The organism is Janthinobacterium sp. CG3, from assembly GCF_000344615.1.
GTDB lineage: Bacteria > Pseudomonadota > Gammaproteobacteria > Burkholderiales > Burkholderiaceae_D > Janthinobacterium.
Window position 1 is genome coordinate 540817 of the sequence record NZ_KB467824.1, and the last position, 18839, is coordinate 559655.

General features: G+C 68.3%; 24 protein-coding genes. 10 read left to right on the forward strand and 14 right to left on the reverse strand.

Translation table 11 applies throughout. The annotated features are described in order from the left end of the window. Positions 1-59: 59 nt before the first annotated feature. The 3 genes from JANGC3_RS0102540 to JANGC3_RS30545 all read left to right on the forward strand — a co-directional run bounded on the left by JANGC3_RS0102540 (position 60) and on the right by JANGC3_RS30545 (position 2245). Positions 60-428, forward strand: a complete 369-nt coding sequence (locus JANGC3_RS0102540; RefSeq protein ID WP_017874915.1) for a VOC family protein — start codon at positions 60-62, stop codon at positions 426-428. Positions 429-718: 290 nt separating this feature from the next. Continuing rightward, positions 719-1429, forward strand: a complete 711-nt coding sequence (locus tag JANGC3_RS0102545; protein ID WP_232429642.1) for a phasin family protein — start codon at positions 719-721, stop codon at positions 1427-1429. 297 nt (positions 1430-1726) lie between these two features. Beyond that, complete coding sequence (locus JANGC3_RS30545) at positions 1727-2245, forward strand: hypothetical protein (protein ID WP_157406418.1); 519 nt, start codon at positions 1727-1729, stop codon at positions 2243-2245. 92 nt (positions 2246-2337) lie between these two features. Here the strand turns inward: JANGC3_RS30545 and JANGC3_RS0102555 are convergent, their stop codons facing one another. Beyond that, on the reverse strand, positions 2338-3222 hold the full coding sequence (locus JANGC3_RS0102555) for a LysR family transcriptional regulator ArgP (RefSeq protein ID WP_017874918.1): 885 nt from the start codon (positions 3220-3222) through the stop codon (positions 2338-2340). Between the two features lie 89 nt (positions 3223-3311). On the opposite strand from JANGC3_RS0102555, the gene JANGC3_RS0102560 reads away from it, so the two are divergent. The 4 genes from JANGC3_RS0102560 (at position 3312) to JANGC3_RS0102575 (ending at position 5372) form a co-directional block, all read left to right on the forward strand. Then, entirely contained in the window at positions 3312-3917 is a 606-nt protein-coding gene (locus JANGC3_RS0102560) for a LysE/ArgO family amino acid transporter (RefSeq protein WP_026132448.1), read from the forward strand. Positions 3918-4030: 113 nt separating this feature from the next. Continuing rightward, on the forward strand, positions 4031-4498 hold the full coding sequence (locus JANGC3_RS0102565) for a hypothetical protein (protein WP_017874920.1): 468 nt from the start codon (positions 4031-4033) through the stop codon (positions 4496-4498). A gap of 10 nt (positions 4499-4508) precedes the next feature. Then, positions 4509-4973: a thioredoxin TrxC gene (gene trxC / locus JANGC3_RS0102570; RefSeq protein WP_017874921.1), complete on the forward strand. Its 465-nt coding sequence runs from the start codon at positions 4509-4511 to the stop codon at positions 4971-4973. A gap of 15 nt (positions 4974-4988) precedes the next feature. Next, complete coding sequence (locus JANGC3_RS0102575; protein ID WP_157406420.1) at positions 4989-5372, forward strand: aspartate/glutamate racemase family protein; 384 nt, start codon at positions 4989-4991, stop codon at positions 5370-5372. Here the strand turns inward: JANGC3_RS0102575 and JANGC3_RS0102580 are convergent. Genes JANGC3_RS0102580 through mdcA form a run of 7 tightly spaced genes read right to left on the reverse strand, consistent with a single transcriptional unit; the run spans position 5277 to position 11379 of the window. Next, complete coding sequence (locus JANGC3_RS0102580; RefSeq protein WP_017874923.1) at positions 5277-6176, reverse strand: acyltransferase domain-containing protein; 900 nt, start codon at positions 6174-6176, stop codon at positions 5277-5279. The genes JANGC3_RS0102575 and JANGC3_RS0102580 overlap by 96 nt on opposite strands. After that, positions 6173-7090, reverse strand: coding sequence for a triphosphoribosyl-dephospho-CoA synthase MdcB (gene mdcB / locus JANGC3_RS0102585; RefSeq protein ID WP_017874924.1), 918 nt, complete (start codon positions 7088-7090; stop codon positions 6173-6175). The genes JANGC3_RS0102580 and mdcB overlap by 4 nt, the downstream gene beginning before the upstream one ends. Continuing rightward, positions 7090-7758: a malonate decarboxylase holo-[acyl-carrier-protein] synthase gene (gene mdcG, locus JANGC3_RS0102590; RefSeq protein WP_017874925.1), complete on the reverse strand. Its 669-nt coding sequence runs from the start codon at positions 7756-7758 to the stop codon at positions 7090-7092. The genes mdcB and mdcG overlap by 1 nt, the downstream gene beginning before the upstream one ends. After that, positions 7733-8449: a biotin-independent malonate decarboxylase subunit gamma gene (gene mdcE, locus JANGC3_RS0102595; protein ID WP_017874926.1), complete on the reverse strand. Its 717-nt coding sequence runs from the start codon at positions 8447-8449 to the stop codon at positions 7733-7735. Before mdcE ends, mdcG begins: the two co-directional genes overlap by 26 nt. Further along, positions 8449-9345: a biotin-independent malonate decarboxylase subunit beta gene (locus tag JANGC3_RS0102600; RefSeq protein WP_017874927.1), complete on the reverse strand. Its 897-nt coding sequence runs from the start codon at positions 9343-9345 to the stop codon at positions 8449-8451. The genes mdcE and JANGC3_RS0102600 overlap by 1 nt, the downstream gene beginning before the upstream one ends. Continuing rightward, positions 9342-9656 carry a malonate decarboxylase acyl carrier protein gene (gene mdcC, locus JANGC3_RS0102605; RefSeq protein WP_017874928.1) on the reverse strand — a complete coding sequence of 105 codons (315 nt, stop codon included), beginning with the start codon at positions 9654-9656 and terminating at the stop codon, positions 9342-9344. The genes JANGC3_RS0102600 and mdcC overlap by 4 nt, the downstream gene beginning before the upstream one ends. Before the next feature lie 55 nt (positions 9657-9711). Continuing rightward, positions 9712-11379: a malonate decarboxylase subunit alpha gene (gene mdcA, locus JANGC3_RS0102610; protein ID WP_026132452.1), complete on the reverse strand. Its 1668-nt coding sequence runs from the start codon at positions 11377-11379 to the stop codon at positions 9712-9714. A gap of 231 nt (positions 11380-11610) precedes the next feature. Between mdcA and JANGC3_RS0102615 the strand changes: the two genes are divergently transcribed. Next, positions 11611-12975 carry an NAD-dependent succinate-semialdehyde dehydrogenase gene (locus tag JANGC3_RS0102615; RefSeq protein ID WP_017874930.1) on the forward strand — a complete coding sequence of 455 codons (1365 nt, stop codon included), beginning with the start codon at positions 11611-11613 and terminating at the stop codon, positions 12973-12975. A gap of 75 nt (positions 12976-13050) precedes the next feature. Here the strand turns inward: JANGC3_RS0102615 and JANGC3_RS0102620 are convergent, their stop codons facing one another. From JANGC3_RS0102620 to pdxR, 5 genes are all read right to left on the reverse strand, one after another. Continuing rightward, entirely contained in the window at positions 13051-13545 is a 495-nt protein-coding gene (locus tag JANGC3_RS0102620; protein WP_017874931.1) for a GNAT family N-acetyltransferase, read from the reverse strand. A gap of 92 nt (positions 13546-13637) precedes the next feature. Further along, positions 13638-14135: a GNAT family N-acetyltransferase gene (locus JANGC3_RS0102625; RefSeq protein ID WP_157406421.1), complete on the reverse strand. Its 498-nt coding sequence runs from the start codon at positions 14133-14135 to the stop codon at positions 13638-13640. Positions 14136-14267: 132 nt separating this feature from the next. Continuing rightward, complete coding sequence (locus tag JANGC3_RS0102630) at positions 14268-14504, reverse strand: hypothetical protein (RefSeq protein WP_017874933.1); 237 nt, start codon at positions 14502-14504, stop codon at positions 14268-14270. A gap of 114 nt (positions 14505-14618) precedes the next feature. Next, positions 14619-15071, reverse strand: a complete 453-nt coding sequence (locus JANGC3_RS0102635; RefSeq protein ID WP_035787522.1) for an RrF2 family transcriptional regulator — start codon at positions 15069-15071, stop codon at positions 14619-14621. Between the two features lie 133 nt (positions 15072-15204). Beyond that, positions 15205-16638 (reverse strand): MocR-like pyridoxine biosynthesis transcription factor PdxR, encoded by a 1434-nt coding sequence (gene pdxR, locus JANGC3_RS0102640; protein WP_017874935.1) that lies wholly within the window; start codon positions 16636-16638, stop codon positions 15205-15207. A gap of 166 nt (positions 16639-16804) precedes the next feature. Between pdxR and JANGC3_RS0102645 the strand changes: the two genes are divergently transcribed. Both JANGC3_RS0102645 and JANGC3_RS0102650 read left to right on the forward strand, forming a co-directional pair. After that, positions 16805-17245: a carboxymuconolactone decarboxylase family protein gene (locus tag JANGC3_RS0102645; protein ID WP_026132454.1), complete on the forward strand. Its 441-nt coding sequence runs from the start codon at positions 16805-16807 to the stop codon at positions 17243-17245. A gap of 99 nt (positions 17246-17344) precedes the next feature. Continuing rightward, entirely contained in the window at positions 17345-17593 is a 249-nt protein-coding gene (locus JANGC3_RS0102650; RefSeq protein ID WP_017874937.1) for a hypothetical protein, read from the forward strand. A 7-nt stretch (positions 17594-17600) separates the two neighbouring features. Here JANGC3_RS0102650 and JANGC3_RS0102655 read toward each other — a convergent pair whose 3' ends face one another. Further along, a complete protein-coding gene (locus tag JANGC3_RS0102655; protein ID WP_017874938.1) occupies positions 17601-18797 on the reverse strand; it encodes a multidrug effflux MFS transporter in 1197 nt (398 codons plus the stop codon). Between the last annotated feature and the right edge of the window lie 42 nt (positions 18798-18839).

Genomic DNA, 18839 nt, shown 5'->3' on the forward strand with positions numbered 1-18839 from the left:
ATCCTATTGGCGCGCTGGGTGCTTTTATCGCGGCTTTACTTTTCTTTGAGGAGAATCGCATGATTATTGATCATATCGGCATTGGTTTGAGTGACTACGAAGCAGGCAAGACCTTCTTTGCCGCGGCGCTGGCGCCGTTGGGCATCGGGCTGATCATGGAAATCCATGGCAACGCCGGCTACGGCAGCGGCGGCAAGCCGGAGTTCTGGTTTTCCCAGGGGACGGCGCCGGCGCGCATGCACATCGCTTTCGTGGCCGAAAACCGCCAGCAGGTCAGGGACTTTTACCAGGCCGCGCTGGCCGCCGGCGCGCAAGACAATGGCGCGCCCGGCATCCGCGAGATTTACCATCCGCATTACTACGGCGCCTTCGTCACCGGCCCGGACGGGCTGAATATCGAAGCCGTCTGCCACGCGCCCGAAGCCTGATTTCAGCGCTTCGGCGGCGCTATGTTTGTTGTCCGCTTTGCCGCCGCCGCCGCCCGCCGAGCGGCGCGCCGCTCGGCGGGCAATCGCTTACTTTTCCTCTCGGAAAACCTCCTCGGCAGCGTTCGATGTCCGCCTGACGCACGTTTGATTCAGATCATATCCGGCCGTTCTCGCTAACGTAGTCTTGTGTCTCGTGCCGCAGACGCGTCGTTCAACGGACCAAAGACGACGCTGTTTTCACGGCGCGCAAGCTCGGCAACGCGACCTTCGACAATTTCCGATCGTCTTGCTTGTCTCGCGGTACTGCTAAAAACCCTCCATTTACTGATTTTTTTTATGAGGCATTTATGTATCCATTTAATCGTACCTCCGCCGGTCCAGCCGCCAAAACCCACCTGGAAGCGCAGCTGTCTTTTTTTAACGCCATGTCCAAATCGTTGTTCCGCTCGGCACAGCAGTTCACCGATCTGAACATGCAGCTGGCGCAGACCATGCTGGAAGAATCGACCAACGCCAGCCATGAAATGATCACCGCCGACCAGCCAACGGAAGCGTTCAACGCCGCCGCCGCGCATGCCCAACCGGCCGCCGGCAAAATCCGCGCTTACCAGCAGCATATTTCCCGCTTGGCCGCCGATACCCAGGTGGACCTGGCCAAAGTGGCCGAAGAGCATGTATCGGAAACCAGCCGCACGGCCAAAGCACTGGCCGACGAAGTCGCCCGCGTCGCATCGGAAGAGACAGAAAAAAGCATGCGCAACCAACAGGACGCGATGAAGAAATTCGCCGATCCGTTTGAGCAGTTCGCCGACGGCATGCAGCAACGCCAGTCGCGCGGCGCCGAAATGCGCGGCAGCGAAAGCCTGCAGAGCGCCGGTATGGAAGGCCGTGAAGGCCAGGGTTCCATGCAGGGCAGTTCCAGCAGCGCCCAGCAAGCAGCTCAGCACAGCGCAAGCCAGGCGGGCAAACAGCCGGGCGGCGCCGGCGCTCGCAAGGAGTAATAACGCAGGCGCCAACGGCCAGCCATGGCCGAAGCGCCGGCAGTAAGTAATGACGTGGCAGTATCGCGCCCGGCCCATTTCGGCCGGGCGTTTTGCGTTGAATCGCCATCGCATCCATTGGCTCCCGGCCGGTGCGGAACTGGCGCCGGCCGGCGGCATCCAAACTACTTGCTTGTCGTCGTCGCGGGTGTCGCACGTGATACGGCGCCGCCCCGCAAGACGGCAAGTGTGCGGTCCAGCGTCATCAATGCGCTAGGTGCCTTACCAATCACGCCGCATTTGAGGGAGATTTGAACCATGAAAGCGAAATATGGATATTTAACGGCTTGCGCTTTGGCCTGCGCCGCGGCGCTGGCCCAGGAACCGGCGCGCAACACCAGTTCCGGCACCGCCTACGACAGCACCCCGGCCGTTGACGCGGCGGTCCAACTGGCGCCAAAAACCGAAAACGGCATTACCTACCTCTGCGGCGGCATCGGCTCCACCGAGGCCGCGCAAATGAAGCGCGACGCCGGCAACTACCATCTCATGCTGACCTTTGCCGAGAACACCGGCGCCTACCTGGCCGCCGTCGACGTCAGCATCGCCGACACGCGTGGCAACGAGCTGCTGCGCACCAGCTGCGACGCGCCCATCATGCTGGTGAATTTTCCGAAGGCGGGCGGCTACCGGGTGCGCGCCGAGGTCGACGGGCATCCGGTGAACCGGCTTGTCAGGGTCGGCCGCCGCGGGCACAGCTCGGTGGCGATGGTGTGGCCGCGCCGCCTGCTCGAACGGCCGCCGACGGTTAACCTGCAGGGCTCGGTGACGCCGTAGCCAGGTTTGCTAGGTCGGGTTAGCGCACAGCGCGTAACCCGACTGGCGTCGGCGCCGGCTCGGCGTCGGATGACGCGTTCCGCCAAACCGACCTATAACAGCCATGTCCGCGCCGTTTCGATGATCCGCTCCGACAACCGGCGCGTCAGCGGCGTCTGTATGTCCCAGGCGTGCCAGACCAGCGCGACGTCGAGGCCATCGCCCGGCGTCACGTCCACCAGCGTGCCGGCGGCCAACTCTGCGCGCACTTGCAGCACCGGCACCATGCCGTAGGCCACGCCCGCTTCGATGAAGCGCACGAACGCCTCGGACGAGGCCAGCGAATGGTGAGGATAGCGCAGCGCCGCGCCCAGCCGGTGCTGCACGTAACGCTCCAGCAGCGCGTCGCGCTGGTTGAACACCAGCGCCGGCGCGCGCGCCACCGCGTCGGCGGTAAAGCCGCCGCCAAACCAGCGCGCGGCGAATGCCGGCGCCGCCACGCAGATGTAGCGCATCACCCCTAGCGGCGTCGAAATCGTGCCGGCCACCTGGGCCGTCTCGCTCGTCACGCAGGCAAACACGCGGCCCTCGCGCAACTGGCTCAGGGTGTGGTCTTGGTCGTCGAGGTGGATGTTGAGCAGGCAGGACGGCGGCGTCAGCAACGGTTGCAGCGCCTCCAATACCCAGGTCGCGGCGCTGTCGGCGTTGACCGCGATGGCCAGCGCCGGCAGTTGCGCGCCTTGGCCGGGTTCGTCGTCGAGCGCCGCCTCCAGCAGCTTGACTTGGCGGAAGTGGGCAATCAGGCGCTGCCCGGCGGCGGTCGCCTGCGGCGGCTGGCTGCGCACGACCAGCAGCGTCCCGGCGCTGTTTTCCAGCGTGCGTAGCCGTTGCGACACGGCGGGCTGGCTGATCGCCAGCGCCGCCGCGGCCTTCTCGAAACTGCCGTGGCCAATCACGGCGTCGAGCGCAGCCAGCGCCCGGTAGTCGACTGCTCTCATAAGTAACTCTTATGTATGGTAAATAATATTCATTATACTTATATTGTCCGCCGCCTTATGCTGGCCTCCATTCAAACCAAGGGGGCGACATGGACGCAGCGGTATTTTTCAAGGGAATGGGCTTGGGCGCCAGCCTGATCATCGCCATCGGCACGCAAAACGCCTTCTTGCTCAAGCAAGGTTTGCAGCGCCATTACGTCTTTACCTGCACCTGCATTTGCATCGCCTGCGACGTCGTGTTGATCGCCGCCGGCGTCGCCGGCATGGGCAGCCTGATCACGGGCGCCCCCTCCTTACTGTTGTGGATCAAGCTGGCCGGCGCGCTGTTCCTGCTGGGCTACGCCTTGCGCGCGGCCCGCGCCGCCTGGCGCCCGGCGGCGCTGGTCGTCGGCTCGGAGAGGGCGCCGGCCAGTTATATGGCCGTGATCGGCACCACGTTCGCCTTGACGCTGTTGAACCCGCACGTCTATCTCGACACCGTCGTGCTGCTCGGCGCCATCGGCGGCCAGCAGGCCGGCGCCGGGCGCTATTACTTCGGCGCCGGGGCCATGCTGGCGTCGGCGATCTGGTTCGCCAGCCTCGGCTATGGCGCGCGCTTCCTGGCGCCGCTGTTCGCCAAGCCGCTGGCCTGGCGCGTCCTGGACGGCGTGATCGCTATCGTCATGTGCGCGATCGCCGTGTCTTTGCTTTTATAGCAGGCGGCACTCGGGCGTACCCGCCGATGGCGCTTCGCGCACTTTCCTGTAACATGCTGGCTTCTTTTCATCCGAGGCTAGTCATGCAGTTATTGCTTCTTATTCCGGCATTTTTGACGATCTATTTCGTGTTCAAGAGCCGGCCGGCGTCGAAGCCGGGCGCCTTCGCCACGCCATCCGGCGTAATATATTCTCTGGTCTTGCCGGCCACGGCGCCCGCCTGCCATTGGCAGGACGGCGGCCGCTACAACACCGAGGTCGTAGTCGAGTCGGCCTTCCAGGGCGCCATTCGCGCACTGGCCGGCGAGCACGGCGCCGACAAGGCCAACGTGCCATACCAGGCCGTGCTGGTGCCGGACGACCTCAACCCCTACGACGACAAGGCCGTCACGGTCTTCCTCGGCGGCGCGGTGGTCGGCCACCTGGCGCAGGAAGACGCGCTGAACCTGCGCCGCAAACTGGGCCGCGGCGGCATCGCCGACGCGCCTACCTCGTGCGACGCGATGGTGCGCGGCGGCGGCCTGTGGCAGGGCAAGCGCCTGACGTACAGCGTCGTGCTGGATATTCCATCGTTCGACTAAGGACTGCGCCATGAATCCACCCACCTCCACTTCGCCCGAGTCGCTGCACATCGTCTGCCCGCATTGCGACGCGGTGAACCGGCTGCCGGCCGCCAAATTGAACCAGCAGCCGACCTGCGGCAAGTGCCAGAAAGACCTGTTCAGCGGCCAGCCGGTCGATTTGCCCAGCGCGCGCTTCCTGAAACACATCGAGCGTAACGACATTCCTGTGCTGGTCGATTTCTGGGCGCCGTGGTGCGGCCCGTGCCGCTCGATGGCGCCGTTCTACGCCCAAGCCGCGCAGGGCCTGGAGCCGCAGTTCCGCGTCGTCAAGGTCAACACCGAAGAGGCGCAGGACCTTGGCGCGCGATTCGCGATCCGCAGCATTCCGACGCTGGCGCTGTTTCGCAACGGGCGCGAAGTGGCGCGCCAGCCGGGCGCGATGGACGCCAACAATATCATGGCGTGGGCGCGCAACAGCGCCCGGCTGGGCTGAACGGTGCGCGCGGCGATGCAGACCATCGGATTAATCGGCGGCATTGGCTGGGCCTCCACGGCCGAATACTATCGGCTCATTAACGAGCGCATCGGCGCGCGCCTGGGCGTTGCGCACAGCGCCAGGATCATCCTGTTCAGCATTGACCAGTTCGACTTCACGGCGCGCGCGGCGCAGGCCGATCCGGCGTCGATTCACGACTTTCTCGTGGAGGAGGGCGTGCGCCTGAAGGCCGCCGGAGCCGATTTTTTCCTGTTCTGCGCCAACGGCGTACACCGCTTCGCCGACAATGCCTTCGCCGGGCTATTCGCAGTGCCGCTCCAGCCACCGGGCGATGCCGGCCAGGCTGCGGAAGTCGGCCGTCGAGCGGCAGGCGATGCCGGGATGGCGCGCCTGTAGCATGCGCGACAGCGCCGCGCCCGGTCCCAGTTCCAGCGCGACGCCGATGCCGGCCTCGGCGCAGGCGTCCATGCACTCCGTCCAGACAATGTGCTCGGCCAGTTGGCGCGACAGGTGTTCGACCGCGCCGGCCTTGCCGACGACGCCGCAGGCGGCGATGCCCGACAGCACCGGCGCCTGCTGCGCGCCGAAGCCGGTGGCGCGCAGCGCGGCGGCGAACGGCGCCACGGCTTGCGCCATGTACGGCGTGTGGGCGGCGACGTCGACCGGCAGCCGCTTGAGGCGCCCGCCGGCCGCCGCGACGCCCGCCGTCAGCGCCGCCAACGCCGCCGCCGGTCCGCCGGCAACGCAGCTGTCTTCACCCGTCTCGATCGCCACGTGGTACAGGTCGCCGGCCAGCAGTTCGCGCACGCGCTGCAGGCGCAGGCCGGAAATGGCGGCCAGCGCCTGCCCCGGGTGGTGCTCCAGGCAGGCGTCCATCAGCGCCGCGCGCGCCTGCGCCAGCGCCACCGCGTCGTCCGGCGCCAGCGCGCCCGCAACGCCGTAGGCGGTCAGCTCGCCGACGCTGTAGCCGGCCACCAGCGCCGGCGCCGGCGCGACGCCGCGGATCGCTTGCCACAGCGCCAGGCCGGCCGCGACGATCTGCGGCTGGGCGACGCGGTTGGCGAACAGCCGCGCCGGCTCGGCCGGCACCGCGATACGCTCGAGCAGCGCGGCGGCGCCCGCGTGCGTGCGCGCCAGGTCGAACATGCCGGCGTGCTGGCCGCCCTGGCCGGGGCAAAGGATCAACAGGCGCCGGCTCATGCGCCCTCGCGCGCGACGGCGGCGTGCACCAGGCAGGTCGCCGCCAGCAAATCGGCGGCGCCGCCCGGCGACAGTTTATGGCGCACGAACAGGCGGTGGCACGCCATCGCCTGGGCCTGCCATTCCGGCTGGGCGGTGCCGCCCAGCGCCAGGAAGCGCCGCGCCTGCAGGCGGACGGTGCGGGCGCCGTTGGCGCCGCCGCGGTGGAACACGTTGGTGTCGCTGATGTGCGCCATCAGCGCGAACAGCGCGTCGACGCGGGCGTGGCGCAGGCCGCGTCCGGCCTGCAGCGTGTGGCGCAGCGCCGGCAGGGCCACCTCGAACACCGACGGCAAGCCGAGCGCGCCTTCCTCGCGCGCGCCGGCCGCCGCGTGCAGCGCCGCCACCCGCAGGCCGTGCGTGGGCGCCTCGGCCGGCGCCGGCCGGGTGTGCGCGGCCAGCTCCAGGCCCCAGCGCAGCAGCAGGATGGCGCGCAGCGCCTCGGCCGACACCTCGACCCGGTGCGCGCGCGCCTGGCCGATCGCCGCGCACAGCAGGCCCAGGCTGAAGATGGCGCCGCGGTGGGTGTTGACGCCGCCGGTGGCGCGCATCATGCGCAGCTCGGCCTCGACGCCGAGCCGCTTCAGCGTGGCGAAGGGGGCGTCGTCGATGCCGGCCTGGCAGATCAGCGCGAAGTAGTGGCGCAGCGAGAACAGGCTGCGCATGAAGGTCGCCGCCGTCATGTCGTCGTGGCTGCCGCTGTCGACCAGCGACACCAGCCCCGGTTTCGGGTGCAGCGCCAGTTCGGCGTGCAGCGCGCCCACCGCCAGACGCGCCGTGTCGACGCAGAAGGCGCGGTTCTGCCGCGCCGCCAACGCCAAGGCCAGCGGCGGCCGGGCGCCGGCGCCGCGGGCGCGCCGCGTCGGCGCTTGCATCAGGGCGCCCTCAGCGTGGCCAGCAGCGCGTTGGTCGAGCTCAGGCGCACCGCGTCCGCCGCCTTGACCAGCACGCGCGCGTGGCCGGCTTCGGCCGCGCGCCATTCCCTCCAGGCCACCGCGGCGCCGTTCGGGAAGACGATTTCGCCGTCCAGCGCCGGCGCCGCGTCAAAGCGTTCCAGCAGCGCCAGGCCGGCGCGCAACTGCTGCGCGGTGGCGGGGTACAGCAGCAGGTCGATGTCGGAGCCGGGCCGCAGGTAGGCCAGCCCGGTCAGCGCCTGCATCGCGGCCGAGCCGTAGACGCGCAGTTCGAGGCCGACGCTGGCGTCGCGCAGGCGCGCCAGCGCGCCGCCCCACGGCTGCGGCAGCGACGCCAGCGCCGCCTTCAGCGGCAGCGGCGGCGCGCTCCTGGCGACATAGTCCGCCGGCACGCGCAGCGCGAAGCGGCGCCTGGCGCCGCTGGCCGGGTCCGGCGGCGAGGGCAGGCCCAGGCAAACCTGATCGACGTCGGCGTCGGGGTCGTGGCGGCGCGCCACCAGCGGCCAGTCGGCGTCGCGCCAGCGCTCCAGCGCCTCGGCGTGTCCGGCCGCGACGGCGGCCGCGCGCGCCGCTTGCCAGCCCGGCGCCGACAACCAGACCAGGCTATGCCGCGCGAACATGGTCGCCATGGAGGATCGCCTCGATCACCGGCTGCGCCAACTTGCGTCCGCCGCGCGCCTGCCCGAGCGCGGCGCGGCTGTCGCCCGGATAGTCCGGCGCCAGCGCCTGCGCCAGCCGCGCCGCCAGGTCGCCGTCCCAGATCGCCTCCAGCGCGCCCATGCGCAGGTAGTTTTCCGGCCCCGGCGCGAACACCGGGTTGTCCCTGGCCAGCTCCTGCAGGCGCTGCTCCGGCACCTTGGTGATGCGCGCCATCGCCGCCAACCCCATCACGCGGATGCTGGCGCCGGGCAGCGCGTAGCAGGCGTCGGCCATCATGCCGCTGCTGATAAAACCGCCCGACAGGGCCTGGTCGTACACCAGGCCGATGACCTTGTGGCCCTGGCGGCGCGCCAGGTCGACGCACTTGGCCAGGTGCGCCATGTAGCTATTGATGCCCAACATTTCGTCGCGGTGGCGCAGGCGCTGGCCCTGGGTGTCGACCAGCAGCAGGATGGCGCGGCGCGGCTGCTCGCGCACCACGCGCAGCACCGCGCGCGCCTGCGCCAGCGCGATCTCGACGCCGATCGGCGCGTGGCCGGTGGTGCCGATGACCTCGACGGTGTCGGCGCCGACCCGCGCGGCGCCGCACAGGAAGTCGTCCCGTTCGGTGATGGAGTGGCCGAGCGGGAACAGGGCCGCCGCCAGTGTTTGCCAATGCATTATCTCGCTCCCAGACGGTGGGCGTCGGCGGCGGCGACGAAACTGTCGATGTCCAGCATGGGGATGCCGGCCGCGTCCGCGATGCCCAGTGTAGCCCAAATATCGGCGGGCTCATGCAGCGTGCCGAACGCCGCGATGCGCGCCGCCAGCATCCGCTGCTCCGCCTCCAGCGCCGCCAGCGTCAACTCCACCGCTTGATGGCGCGCCGCCGCCAGCGCCGCGATCGCCGCCTGGCGGAACGCCGCCAGCGTGTCGGCGACGATGCCCTGGCAGTCACCCATCAGATAGCGGTGCTTGCCGCCGCAGGTGCGCCACACCAGCGCGCGGTCGCGCGCGTCGTACTCCTCGACGCCGGCGGCCGTTTCGATCACCTCCGGGCCGGACATCGCCAGCCGGCCTTCCTCCGACATGAGCACCGCGTTGGCGCAGCGCGCGACGATGCCCATGCCGCCGAAGGCGCCGTTGGCGCCGCCGACCAGCGCGATCACCGGAATGCCGGCGGCGCGCACGTCGAGCAGCGCGCGCATCACCTCGGAGACCGCGACCAGGCCGGCGTTGGCCTCGTGCAGGCGCACGCCGCCGGACTCCAGCAGCAGCAGCACGGCGCTGGCGCGCTCGGCCACGGCCAGGCGCAGCATGCCGGTCAGCTTGGCGCCGTGCACCTCGCCGACCGCGCCGCCCATGAAGCCGCCTTCCTGCGCCGCCGCGAACACCGCGGCGCCGTCCAGCCGCGCGCGGCCGACCGCGACGCCGTCGTCGAACGCCGCCGGCAGGTTCAGCTGCGCCAGGTGCGGGCTGACGACGCGTTGCGCCGGCGGCAGCAGTTCCTCGAAGCTGCCGGCGTCGAACAGGCGGCGCAGGCGCTGGCGCGCGTTGGCTTCCAGATAGCTGCTCATGGCGCCTCGCCGAGCATGCTTTCGACGGCCTGGTCCAGGCGCAGGCTGACCACCGCCGGCGTCGCGCCGACGTCGTTGATGGCGATGCGCACGTCGGCCAGCTGCCAGCGCTGGTGGAAGTCGCCCAGCACCGCCGCCCAGATGACGCCGAAGCCGACCGCCGCCGTGTTGACCTCGACGCAGCAGGCGCCGTCCAGCGGCGCCGCCTCGATCAGCACCTCCAGGTTGCCGGAGCCGGCCACGCCGACCAACTGCGCCTGCGCCGGCAGCGCGCGGCTGCCGTGTTCAAAACGGTACCTCAGGTTTTCCATCAAAAATCTCCTCAATTGCGTTGGCCGCGCGAGGGCGGCGGCTTCGGCGTGGTGCCTACCAATTCCTGAACCGCTTCGGCGGGTTGTACAAACCGCCCGAGGCGCGCACCAGGTCCTTCATGGTTTTCGCCGCCAGCAAATCGCGCGTGGCCAGGCGCTTGTCGACGCCGATATCCTCGGGCCGGACGATGACGCCGCGGTCGCGCAGGTTCTCCACCACGCGCTTGTCGCGCGCCATGCCGACCGGGGTGTAGCCGGCCACGCCGCGGACGGCCTGCTCGCGCTCCTCCTCGCCGCGGCACAGCAGCAGGTTGGCGATGCCTTCCTCGGTCAAAATGTGGGTGACGTCGTCGCCGTAAATCATCACCGGCGGGATCGCCATGCCTGCCTGCTCGGCCAGCTCCCAGGCGTCGAGCCGCTCGACGAAGGCCGGCTGCATGTGCTCGCGGAAGGTCTCGACGATCTGCACCACCAGCTTCCGCCCGCGCGGCATGGCGTTGCCGCCGGCGCGCGCCTGTTGGCCGGCCTTCAGCCAGGCCGGGCTGGCGTGGCGCCGGCCGCGCGCGTCCGCGCCCATGTTGGGCGCGCCGCCGAAGCCGGCGATGCGCCCCGCCGTCGCGGTCGAGGAATTGCCCTGCAAATCGATCTGCAGGGTCGAGCCGATGAACATGTCGCAGGCGTAGTGGCCGGCGGCCTGGGCCAGCGCGCGGTTGCTGCGCATCGAGCCGTCCGGCCCGACCGAAAACACGTCCGGCCGGGCGCGGATGTAGTCCTCCATGCCCAGCTCCGAGCCGAACGAATACACCGACTCGACGAAACCCGACTCGATCGCCGGTATCAGCGCCGGGTGCGGGTTCAGCGCCCAGTGCCGGGCGATCCTGCCCTTCAGCCCGAGGTCGGTGGCGTAGGTCGGCAGCAGCAACTCGATGGCGGCGGTGTCGAAGCCGATGCCGTGGTTCAGGCGCTCGACCTGGTACTCGGCGTAGATGCCCTTGATGGCCAGCATCGCCATCAGCACCTGGATCTCCGAGATCTGCGCCGGGTCGCGCGTGAACAGCGGCTCGATGTAATACGGCTTGGGCGACTGCACCACGAAGTCGACCCAGTCGCCCGGAATGTCGACCCGCGGCAGCGTCTCGACGATGCGGTTCACCTGGACGATGACGACGCCGTTCTTGAAGGCGGTGGCCTCGACGATGGCCGGCGTGTCCTCGGTGTTCGGGCCGGTGTACAGGTTGCCGTGGCGGTCGGCCGCCTCGGCCGCGACCAGGCACACGCGCGGCGCCAGGTCGATGAAGTAGCGGCTGAACAGCTCCAGGTAGGTGTGGATCGCGCCGATATTGAGCTTGCCGGCGGCGACCAGCTTGGCAACCCGCCCGGCCTGCGGCCCGGAGAAGGAAAAATCGAGGCGCTCGGCGACGCCGCGCTCGAACACGTCGAGGTGCTCGGGCAGGGCCAGCACCGACAGCAGCATGTGCAGGCCGTTGATGCGCGCCGGGTCGAGGCCGGCCAGCGCCTGGCCGAGGAAGTCGGCCTGCTTCTGGTTGTTACCCTCCAGGCAAACCCGGTCGCCGCATTCGAGCACCGCGTGCAGCAGGTCCCTGACGCGCGCGGCCGGCAGCGCCTTGCCGTCCAGCGACTCGCCGAGCGCGGCGCGGGCGCGCTCCAGGCGCTGGCCGCGGTTCGCTTGCAGCGTGTTCCAAACCCGAGGCGACGAATGCATGTACTTCACTCCCATGATGGTTGCCGGCTGAACGGCCGGCACGGCCATCAGGATAATCGAAAGCGGCGGCGGAAAGAAGGCGAACACGAGCCCGCCAATTTGAACGGCGTCAAATAGAGCGGCATCGGGCGGAAATCCTTCGCTTCGTTAGCGAACAAAGGTATTTTTGGCATCGGTGTAGTATGGGGCGCCTCGTGTACTCGCCCGCGGCGAATCGAAAAAAGGAACCATATGGCATACCAAAGCATCAATCCATTCAACGGCAAAACGCTCGAATCCTTCCCTGAATGTTCCCCGGCGCAGCTGGAGGAAAATCTAGCGCGCGCCGCCGCCTGCTTCACGGCCTGGCGCGGCACCGGCTTCGCCGAGCGCGCCGCCGTGCTGCATCGCGCCGCCGCCCTGATGCGCGAACGGCGCGAGCAGTTGGCCGGCCTGATCACGCTGGAGATGGGTAAGTTGATCGCCCAAAGCCGCGGCGAAGTCGACATCAGCGCCGCCATCCTCGACTACTACGCGCAGCACGCCGAGCGCTTCCTGGCGCCGGAGTCGCTGCCGACCGAAAAAGGCGAGGCGCTGGTCGAAAGCAGCCCGGTTGGCGTGTTGTTCGGCGTCGAACCGTGGAATTTCCCCTACTACCAGATCGCCCGTTTCGCCGCGCCCAATCTGATGGCCGGCAACGTGGTGATGGTCAAGCACGCCTCCAACGTGCCGCAATGCGCGCTGGCCTTCGAGCGCCTGATGGCCGACGCCGGCCTGCCGCCGGGCGGCTACACGAACCTGTTCATTTCGAAGGACCAGGTGGCGCAGGTCATCGACGACGAGCGCATCCGCGGCGTGGCGCTGACCGGCAGCGAGGCGGCCGGCGCCGTCGTAGCGGCGCGGGCGGGGCGGAACCTGAAAAAATCGACGATGGAATTGGGCGGCAACGACGCCTTCATCGTGCTCGAAGACGCCGACCTGGCGCTGGCGGTCAAGCAGGCCGTGGCCGGGCGCATGGGCAATTCCGGCCAGACTTGCACGGCGTCGAAGCGCTTCATCGTCGTCGAGGCGCTGGCCGACCGCTTCCTTGAACAATTCCAGGCCGCGCTGGCGAAATTCACGCCGGGCGATCCGATGGACGAGAAAACCACGCTGGCGCCGCTGTCGTCGCCGGCCGCGTTGGAAAACCTGCTCGACCAGGTGCAGCGCGCGGTGGCCAAGGGCGCCCGCGTGGTGCTCGGCGGCGCCCGCCTGGACCACTCCGGCGCCTTCATGCAGCCGACCATCCTGACCGATATCGACGAGGCCAATCCGGCCTACAAGGAAGAGTTGTTCGGACCGGTGGCGCTGTTCTTCCGCGTCGCCGACGAGAACGCGGCGGTGGCGCTGGCCAACGATTCGCCGTTCGGCCTGGGCGGATCGGTGTTTTCGCAGGATATCGAGCGCGCCAAGCGGGTCGCGCGGCGCATCGATACCGGCATGGTCTTCATCAACCGCGCCGCGTCGTCGGCGCCGGACCTGCCGTTCGGCGGCGTCAAGAATTCCGGCTACGGCCGCGAGCTGTCGTCGGCCGGCATCCAGGAGTTCGTCAACAAAAAGCTGATCCGCGTGTCGTAGGGTCGGGGCCGGCGATGAAGACCGTCCTGGTACTCGCCCGATGCGCCAACCCGACCAACATTGGCGGTATTCGCGTCAGCCCGGCTTGGCCATCTGTTGCAGCGCGTCGCCGGTGACGCGGCAGATGCGCCACTCCGGCAGCAGTTCGGCGCCCATGCCGGTGTAGAGCTTGATCGCGTTGGCGTTCCAGTCCAGCACGGTCCACTCGAAGCGGCCGCACTGGCGTTCCAGCGCCAGTTGCGCCAGCGCCACCATCATCTTGCTGCCGTAGCCGTGGCCGCGGTGCGCCTGGCGCACGTACAGGTCTTCCAGGTACAGGCCCTTGCGCGTCAGGAAGGTCGAGAAGTTGTGGAAGAACAGGGCGAACGTGACCACCTCGCCGTTCGCCACGCCGATGATGGCTTCGCACGCGGGTTTGGCGCCGAACAGGCCTTCGTGCAGCATCGCTTCGGTGGCCACCACCTGGTGTTCGAGCTTTTCAAACACGGCCAGTTCGAGGATCATGGCGTGGATGTGGGCGACGTCGGACGGCTCGGCGGGGCGGATGGAAAATGCGTTGGTCGTGTTCATGGTGCTTTCGTGATGGGTGGGGAAGCTTGTTTGGGGCGGTGTTGTGCGCGCCGACGGGCATGGGTTTTCGCGGGCGCGGCGGCGCGCCGGAGTTACTGCTTGATCGACGCCTGCGGCTCGATGTGCTTTTCCATGAACACGCTCAAAGCGTCGAGCGCGTAGCCGCCGAACGGGCCGCGTTCGACATAGCCGAGGCGGGCGTACAGTCCCAGCGCCTCCGGGTTTTTGATGCCGGTTTCCAGCCGCGCGGTGCGCACGCCGATGGCCTGCATGTGCAGTTCCAGCGCCGCCATGATGGCTTTCGACAGGCCGAGGCCGCGGTGTTCGGCGGCGACGAAGACGCGCTTGAGTTCGGCGCAACGGCTGTCGTCCGGCTGCACCTTGACCGCGCCGCAGGCGACCAGCTCGTCGCCGACGTAGCCGCCGAAAAAAGCCACGCCGGGCGCCTGCAGCGCGGCGACGCCGTCCAGGTGGTTGCTTTCCGCCGGGTAGAGGCTGTTCATGAGTTCGTCGGACAGCGCGATCAGGCGCCGCGCCGCGGCGTTGTCGGGGTTGATACGTTCAATTTTTACGGATGGGGTAGGGGCCATGCGGTTCCTCATATGACGTGAGCGGGCAGCGCCAGTGGCTGCGCCTGCAAGTCTATTATAAAAACCGCCACCGTGATGGTCTACCGCAACTGCGACAGCCATTTTCAGATTCGCCTGCCCGGCGCGCGCGGCTCAGGTGGCGAAATCGGTCAGCGTGCCGCCCAGGAAGCGGCCGATGAACTCGGCTTCGTGCATGTCGCGCCAGCAGGCGTAGACGTTCTCGAAGGCGTCCTGGCCGGACCGGCGGATGCGCTTGAGGAACTGCACCCGAACCGGGGTATCGGGCAGATTGTCGCAGGGGAAATCTGCGCGCGCCTGGTCGGTGAAGACGGCGGTTTTGTAGAGTTGCGCGGTGGCGGTGTCGGTCACGATGCTGGCCCTTCTGTACTGGAGAAGCCGGCAATGTAACAATTTTCACGCCGCCATGTCGCACAAATAGGCCGGTCCGCGCGCGCCGCCAGAGTGTGGCCGCAGGAAGGCGGTTCAGGCCCGCTCGGACGGATGGAGGAAGTGGATGACGTTGCCGGGCGCCGGGTCCGGCGCCAGCAACGACTCCAGCGTCACTTTGTCGAGCACCGCCAGGTAGGCCTGGGTGGCCTGGGCCAGCGCCGACTTCAGCTTGCAGTTCGGCGTCAGCGGGCAGGTGTTGTTGGCGCGGTCGAAGCACTCGGCCATGAAGAAGTCGCTTTCGGTTTCGCGCACCACCGCGCCGATGTTGATGTCGGCCGGCTCGCGCTTGAGGCGCAGCCCGCCGTTGCGCCCGCGCACCGTCTCGACGATGCCCGACAGGCCCAGCTGGTACACCACCTTCATCAAGTGGTTCTTCGAGATCGCGTGCAAATCGGCAATGTCCTGAATCGTCACGAGCCGATCCCGGTTGACGCCCAGGTACATCAGCGTGCGCAGGGTATAGTCGGTGTAGGTGGTCAGTCGCATCAATCAAGTCCGTGTGAATATGGCGTGCCGGCCGCAAAATGGCGGCTAAGCCGACATTTTACTTGATGCCGCACACCATATAGCGGCGTTGGCAATATGTATTGCCGAAGGGAACCGAGTGGCGGCGCCGCCCTCACTCCATCCCCAGCAAAATATCGCGCACCCGCCCCAGCGCGACGTCAATGTCGAGCAGGTCGATGGCGCCGTAGCCGATTACCAGCCCCTGCCGCGGCGGCGTGTCGTGGTAGAACTGCGCCAGCGGATACAGGCCGACGTCGGCGCGGCGCGCGAGGCGCACCAGCAGCGCGACGTCGAGCGGCGCGTGGCACAGCGCCGCCACGTGGAAGCCGGCCGTCGCCGGCACCAGCGTGAACCACGGCGCCAGCGCGCCGTCGAACCACTGCCGCAGCCGCTCGCGGCGGGCGGCGTAAATCGCGTGGCAGCGGCGGATATGCCTGAGCAGGTGGCCGTCGTCGATGAACTTGGCCAGCGCGTGCTGCGCCATGCTGGCGCAGTGCCAGTCGCCGACGTGCTTGACCTTCAGCGCCGCCGGCATCAGCGCCTTCGGCAGCACCGCGTAGCCGAGCCTGAGTTCGGGCAGCAAGACCTTGGAAAAACTGCCGACGAAGGCGACGATGCCGTGCCGGTCCAGGCTTTGCAGGGAATCGGCCGGCCGGCCCTCGTAGCGGAACGCGCTGTCGTAGTCGTCCTCGACGACGATGGCGCCGATCTCTCTCGCGCGCGCCAGCAGCGCGTGGCGGCGCGCCAGGCTCATCTGCATGCCGAGCGGGAACTGGTGGGTCGGCGTCACATAGATCAGGCTGACGCCGCGCGGAATGCGCTCGACCAGCAGACCTTCCTCGTCGACCGGCACGCCGACCACGCGCGCGCCGTGGCTGGCGAACAGCAGCCGCGCCATCGGATAGCCGGGCTCCTCGACGGCGACGCTGCCGCCCGGTTCGAGCAGCAGCCGCGCCAGCAGGTCGAGCGCCTGCTGGGTGCCGTTCGTCACCAGCACCTGCGCCGCCGTGCACACCAGGCCGCGGCTGAAGGCGGCGTGGCGCGCGATGGCCTGGCGCAGCGCCGGCACGCCCTCGGTGGCGCCGTAACGCCCGCGCGTCTGGACGTCCTGGCGCAGCGCGTGCAGCACGCAGCGGCGCCACGCGTCCTGTGGAAAATGGCCCGGCGTGGTGCGCCCGCCGAGAAACTCGTAGCGCGCGCTGCCCTGCTCGGCGGCGTGCAGCAGCGGCGTCGCCATCTGCTGCCATTTGCGCAGCACGGCGGCGCCGGCCAACGCGGCGGCGGGCCGCGCCTGCGCGCGCGGCGCCGGCGGCGCGCAGACGTAACTGCCAACGCCGACCCGGCCCACCAGCAGGCGCTCCAGCGTCAGGCGGGCGTAGGCGTGCGCGACGGTCTTGCGCGACAGGCCCAATTGCTGCGCCAGCAGGCGCGACGGCGGAATCTGCTGGCCGTCGGCCAGGCGCCCGGAGCGGATCGCCAGCTCCAACTGGCGGAACAACTGGCCGGCCAGATCGCGGCCGCCCTCTATAACGATATGCAACTCCATGCCCGCCACCCCATTATTTGTATTGTTTTGCACAGCCTGCCTGCATTCGGCCGGATTGGCAACCCGCGGCGGCGTTGGCGTGGCTGAAAACGGCCGCATTGGCCTCCTCGCGCAAGGCCCGCGCCGCCTACAATGAACGCCTTCATTCACAACAAGGAAAAGCACAATGGAACCAAGAGCAGACTTCTACACCGCCTCCGCCGAAGCGATGAAAGCGATGATCGCCTTTGAAATGGCGGTCGGCAAACTGGGCCTGGAGCACTCGCTGCTCGAACTGATCAAACTGCGCGCCTCGCAAATCAACGGCTGCGGCTATTGCGTCGACATGCACGCGGCGGACGCGCGCAAGGCCGGCGAAACCGAGCGGCGCCTGCACGCCGTCGTGGCGTGGCGCGAAACGCCGTTCTTCAGCGAGCGCGAGCGGGCCGCGCTGGCATGGACCGAAGCGCTGACCCGGCTATCGGACACCCAGGCGCCGGACGCCGACTACGCCGCGCTGGCCGCGCAATTCAGCGAAAAGGAAATGGTCGACGTCACCATGGCCATCAACACCATCAACAGCTGGAATCGCCTGGCGCTGGGCTTCCGCAAACTGCCGACCCTGTAACGCCAGCGATGCTACAACCCCAGAGGTTGTTGCGTGCGTCAGCGTACCGACCGCGCGCGGGCGCGGCCTTAGGCTGGCGTTTTATTGCTGCGGGAGTCGATGATGCAAAACGAAGAGCAGCGGCGCCAGTTCGTCAATGAGCTGTGGCGTCGCTTCGAGGAGGTGCAGCAGTGGGCCGTCGAGCATTGGCCGGATGCCGAGCGGCCTTTGTCGTCGGCCGATTTCGTCGAGGCGCGCAAGGAAATCCTGGCGCTGGGCACGACGACGAGCGAGTTGAACCGGCGGGCGCCTGAGCCGGAGGACGGCGGCCCGCAGTATGTCGATGTGACGCCGGCGCCCTGGCCCTGAGCGCTGCCTAAGCCTGGGCGGGCGCGCCGTTCGTGCGGGAGCCGGCCTGCACCGCCAGCCAGCTCGCCAGGCTGAGCACCAGCCCGGCCATGACGCCGTAGGCCAGGTTCAGCGCGCTGTCGAAGAGCAGCGGCGCCACCAGGCCGGAGACCAGCGCGAACAGCAGCATTTGAATGAACGATTGCATCGACGAGGCCAGCCCGCTGTTGTTGGGGAAATAGTCGAGCGCCATCAGCGTCATCGGCGGCATCGCGGCGGCCAGCGCGAACGAGTACAGGAACAGCGGCAGCACGGCCCACGGCACCTCGGCGGCGAAATAGTAGTTGTAGCCGATGTTGGCCAGGGCCGCGGCCAGCATCAGGAAGTAGCCGCTCCACACTAGTTGCTGCTGCGTGTAGCGGTGGGCGAACTTCGCCGACAGCGCCGAGCCAACCACCATGCCGCTGATCAAGGGGATGAAGAGCCAGGCGAAGGCGGTTTCCGGCAGGTGCAGGATGTTGATGACGAAGTAGGCCGCCGAGCCGATGTACAGGGCGAAGCCGCCGAAGCTCAGGCCGACGGCGACCGACAGCAGCAGGAATTGGCGGTGGCACAGCACTTTCCAGTAGTTGGCCGCGATGGCGCCGAAGTGGAACGGGTGGCGCTCGCGCGGCGCCAAACTTTCCGGCAGCGCGCGGTAGACCACCACCAGCATCAGCGCGCCGAAGCCGCCGAGGAACCAGAAAATCGAGCGCCAGCCCAGCGACACCTGCAGCCAGCCACCCAGCACCGGGGCGATCGCCGGCGCCAGGCCGAACACCATCATGATGTGCGACAGGATTTTCTGCGCCGCCGCGCCGGAAAAGCGGTCCTGCACGATAGCGCGCCCGACCACCGAGCCGGCCCCCGCCGACAGGCCCTGCAGCACGCGGCAGGCCAGCAGCCAGCCCAGCGACGGCGCGAGCGCTGCACCGATTGACGCGATGATGTACAGTATCAGGGAGATCAGTATCACCGGACGGCGGCCGAACGAATCGGACAGCGTGCCGTAGAACAGCATCATGAAGGCGAACGTGAACAGGAACACGCTCAGCGTCTGCTGGATCAGCAACGGGCTAGCGGAAAATTCGGCGGCAATCGCGGGGAAGGACGGCAGGTAGGTGTCGATGGCGAGCGGTCCGACCATCGTCAGCCCGGCCAGGATCAGTGTCAGTAAGAGGTTCATTGTTGGTGGCTGGTTCGTTAGCCGGGTATTTTACGCCAGCAA

Coding starts and splice junctions, on each gene's coding strand:
- JANGC3_RS0102580 (WP_017874923.1), bottom strand. CDS start 6,176: ATGAGCCGGCGCCTGTTGATCCTTTGCCCCGGCCAGGGCGGCCAGCAC.
- JANGC3_RS0102625 (WP_157406421.1), bottom strand. CDS start 14,135: ATGGCCCCTACCCCATCCGTAAAAATTGAACGTATCAACCCCGACAAC.
- JANGC3_RS0102600 (WP_017874927.1), bottom strand. CDS start 9,345: ATGAGCAGCTATCTGGAAGCCAACGCGCGCCAGCGCCTGCGCCGCCTG.
- JANGC3_RS0102615 (WP_017874930.1), top strand. CDS start 11,611: ATGGCATACCAAAGCATCAATCCATTCAACGGCAAAACGCTCGAATCC.
- JANGC3_RS0102575 (WP_157406420.1), top strand. CDS start 4,989: ATGCAGACCATCGGATTAATCGGCGGCATTGGCTGGGCCTCCACGGCC.
- JANGC3_RS0102635 (WP_035787522.1), bottom strand. CDS start 15,071: ATGCGACTGACCACCTACACCGACTATACCCTGCGCACGCTGATGTAC.
- JANGC3_RS0102650 (WP_017874937.1), top strand. CDS start 17,345: ATGATGCAAAACGAAGAGCAGCGGCGCCAGTTCGTCAATGAGCTGTGG.
- JANGC3_RS30545 (WP_157406418.1), top strand. CDS start 1,727: ATGAAAGCGAAATATGGATATTTAACGGCTTGCGCTTTGGCCTGCGCC.
- JANGC3_RS0102540 (WP_017874915.1), top strand. CDS start 60: ATGATTATTGATCATATCGGCATTGGTTTGAGTGACTACGAAGCAGGC.
- mdcA (WP_026132452.1), bottom strand. CDS start 11,379: ATGCATTCGTCGCCTCGGGTTTGGAACACGCTGCAAGCGAACCGCGGC.
- mdcC (WP_017874928.1), bottom strand. CDS start 9,656: ATGGAAAACCTGAGGTACCGTTTTGAACACGGCAGCCGCGCGCTGCCG.
- trxC (WP_017874921.1), top strand. CDS start 4,509: ATGAATCCACCCACCTCCACTTCGCCCGAGTCGCTGCACATCGTCTGC.
- mdcG (WP_017874925.1), bottom strand. CDS start 7,758: ATGGCGACCATGTTCGCGCGGCATAGCCTGGTCTGGTTGTCGGCGCCG.
- pdxR (WP_017874935.1), bottom strand. CDS start 16,638: ATGGAGTTGCATATCGTTATAGAGGGCGGCCGCGATCTGGCCGGCCAG.
- JANGC3_RS0102655 (WP_017874938.1), bottom strand. CDS start 18,797: ATGAACCTCTTACTGACACTGATCCTGGCCGGGCTGACGATGGTCGGA.
- mdcE (WP_017874926.1), bottom strand. CDS start 8,449: ATGCATTGGCAAACACTGGCGGCGGCCCTGTTCCCGCTCGGCCACTCC.
- JANGC3_RS0102645 (WP_026132454.1), top strand. CDS start 16,805: ATGGAACCAAGAGCAGACTTCTACACCGCCTCCGCCGAAGCGATGAAA.
- mdcB (WP_017874924.1), bottom strand. CDS start 7,090: ATGCAAGCGCCGACGCGGCGCGCCCGCGGCGCCGGCGCCCGGCCGCCG.
- JANGC3_RS0102555 (WP_017874918.1), bottom strand. CDS start 3,222: ATGAGAGCAGTCGACTACCGGGCGCTGGCTGCGCTCGACGCCGTGATT.
- JANGC3_RS0102560 (WP_026132448.1), top strand. CDS start 3,312: ATGGACGCAGCGGTATTTTTCAAGGGAATGGGCTTGGGCGCCAGCCTG.
- JANGC3_RS0102620 (WP_017874931.1), bottom strand. CDS start 13,545: ATGAACACGACCAACGCATTTTCCATCCGCCCCGCCGAGCCGTCCGAC.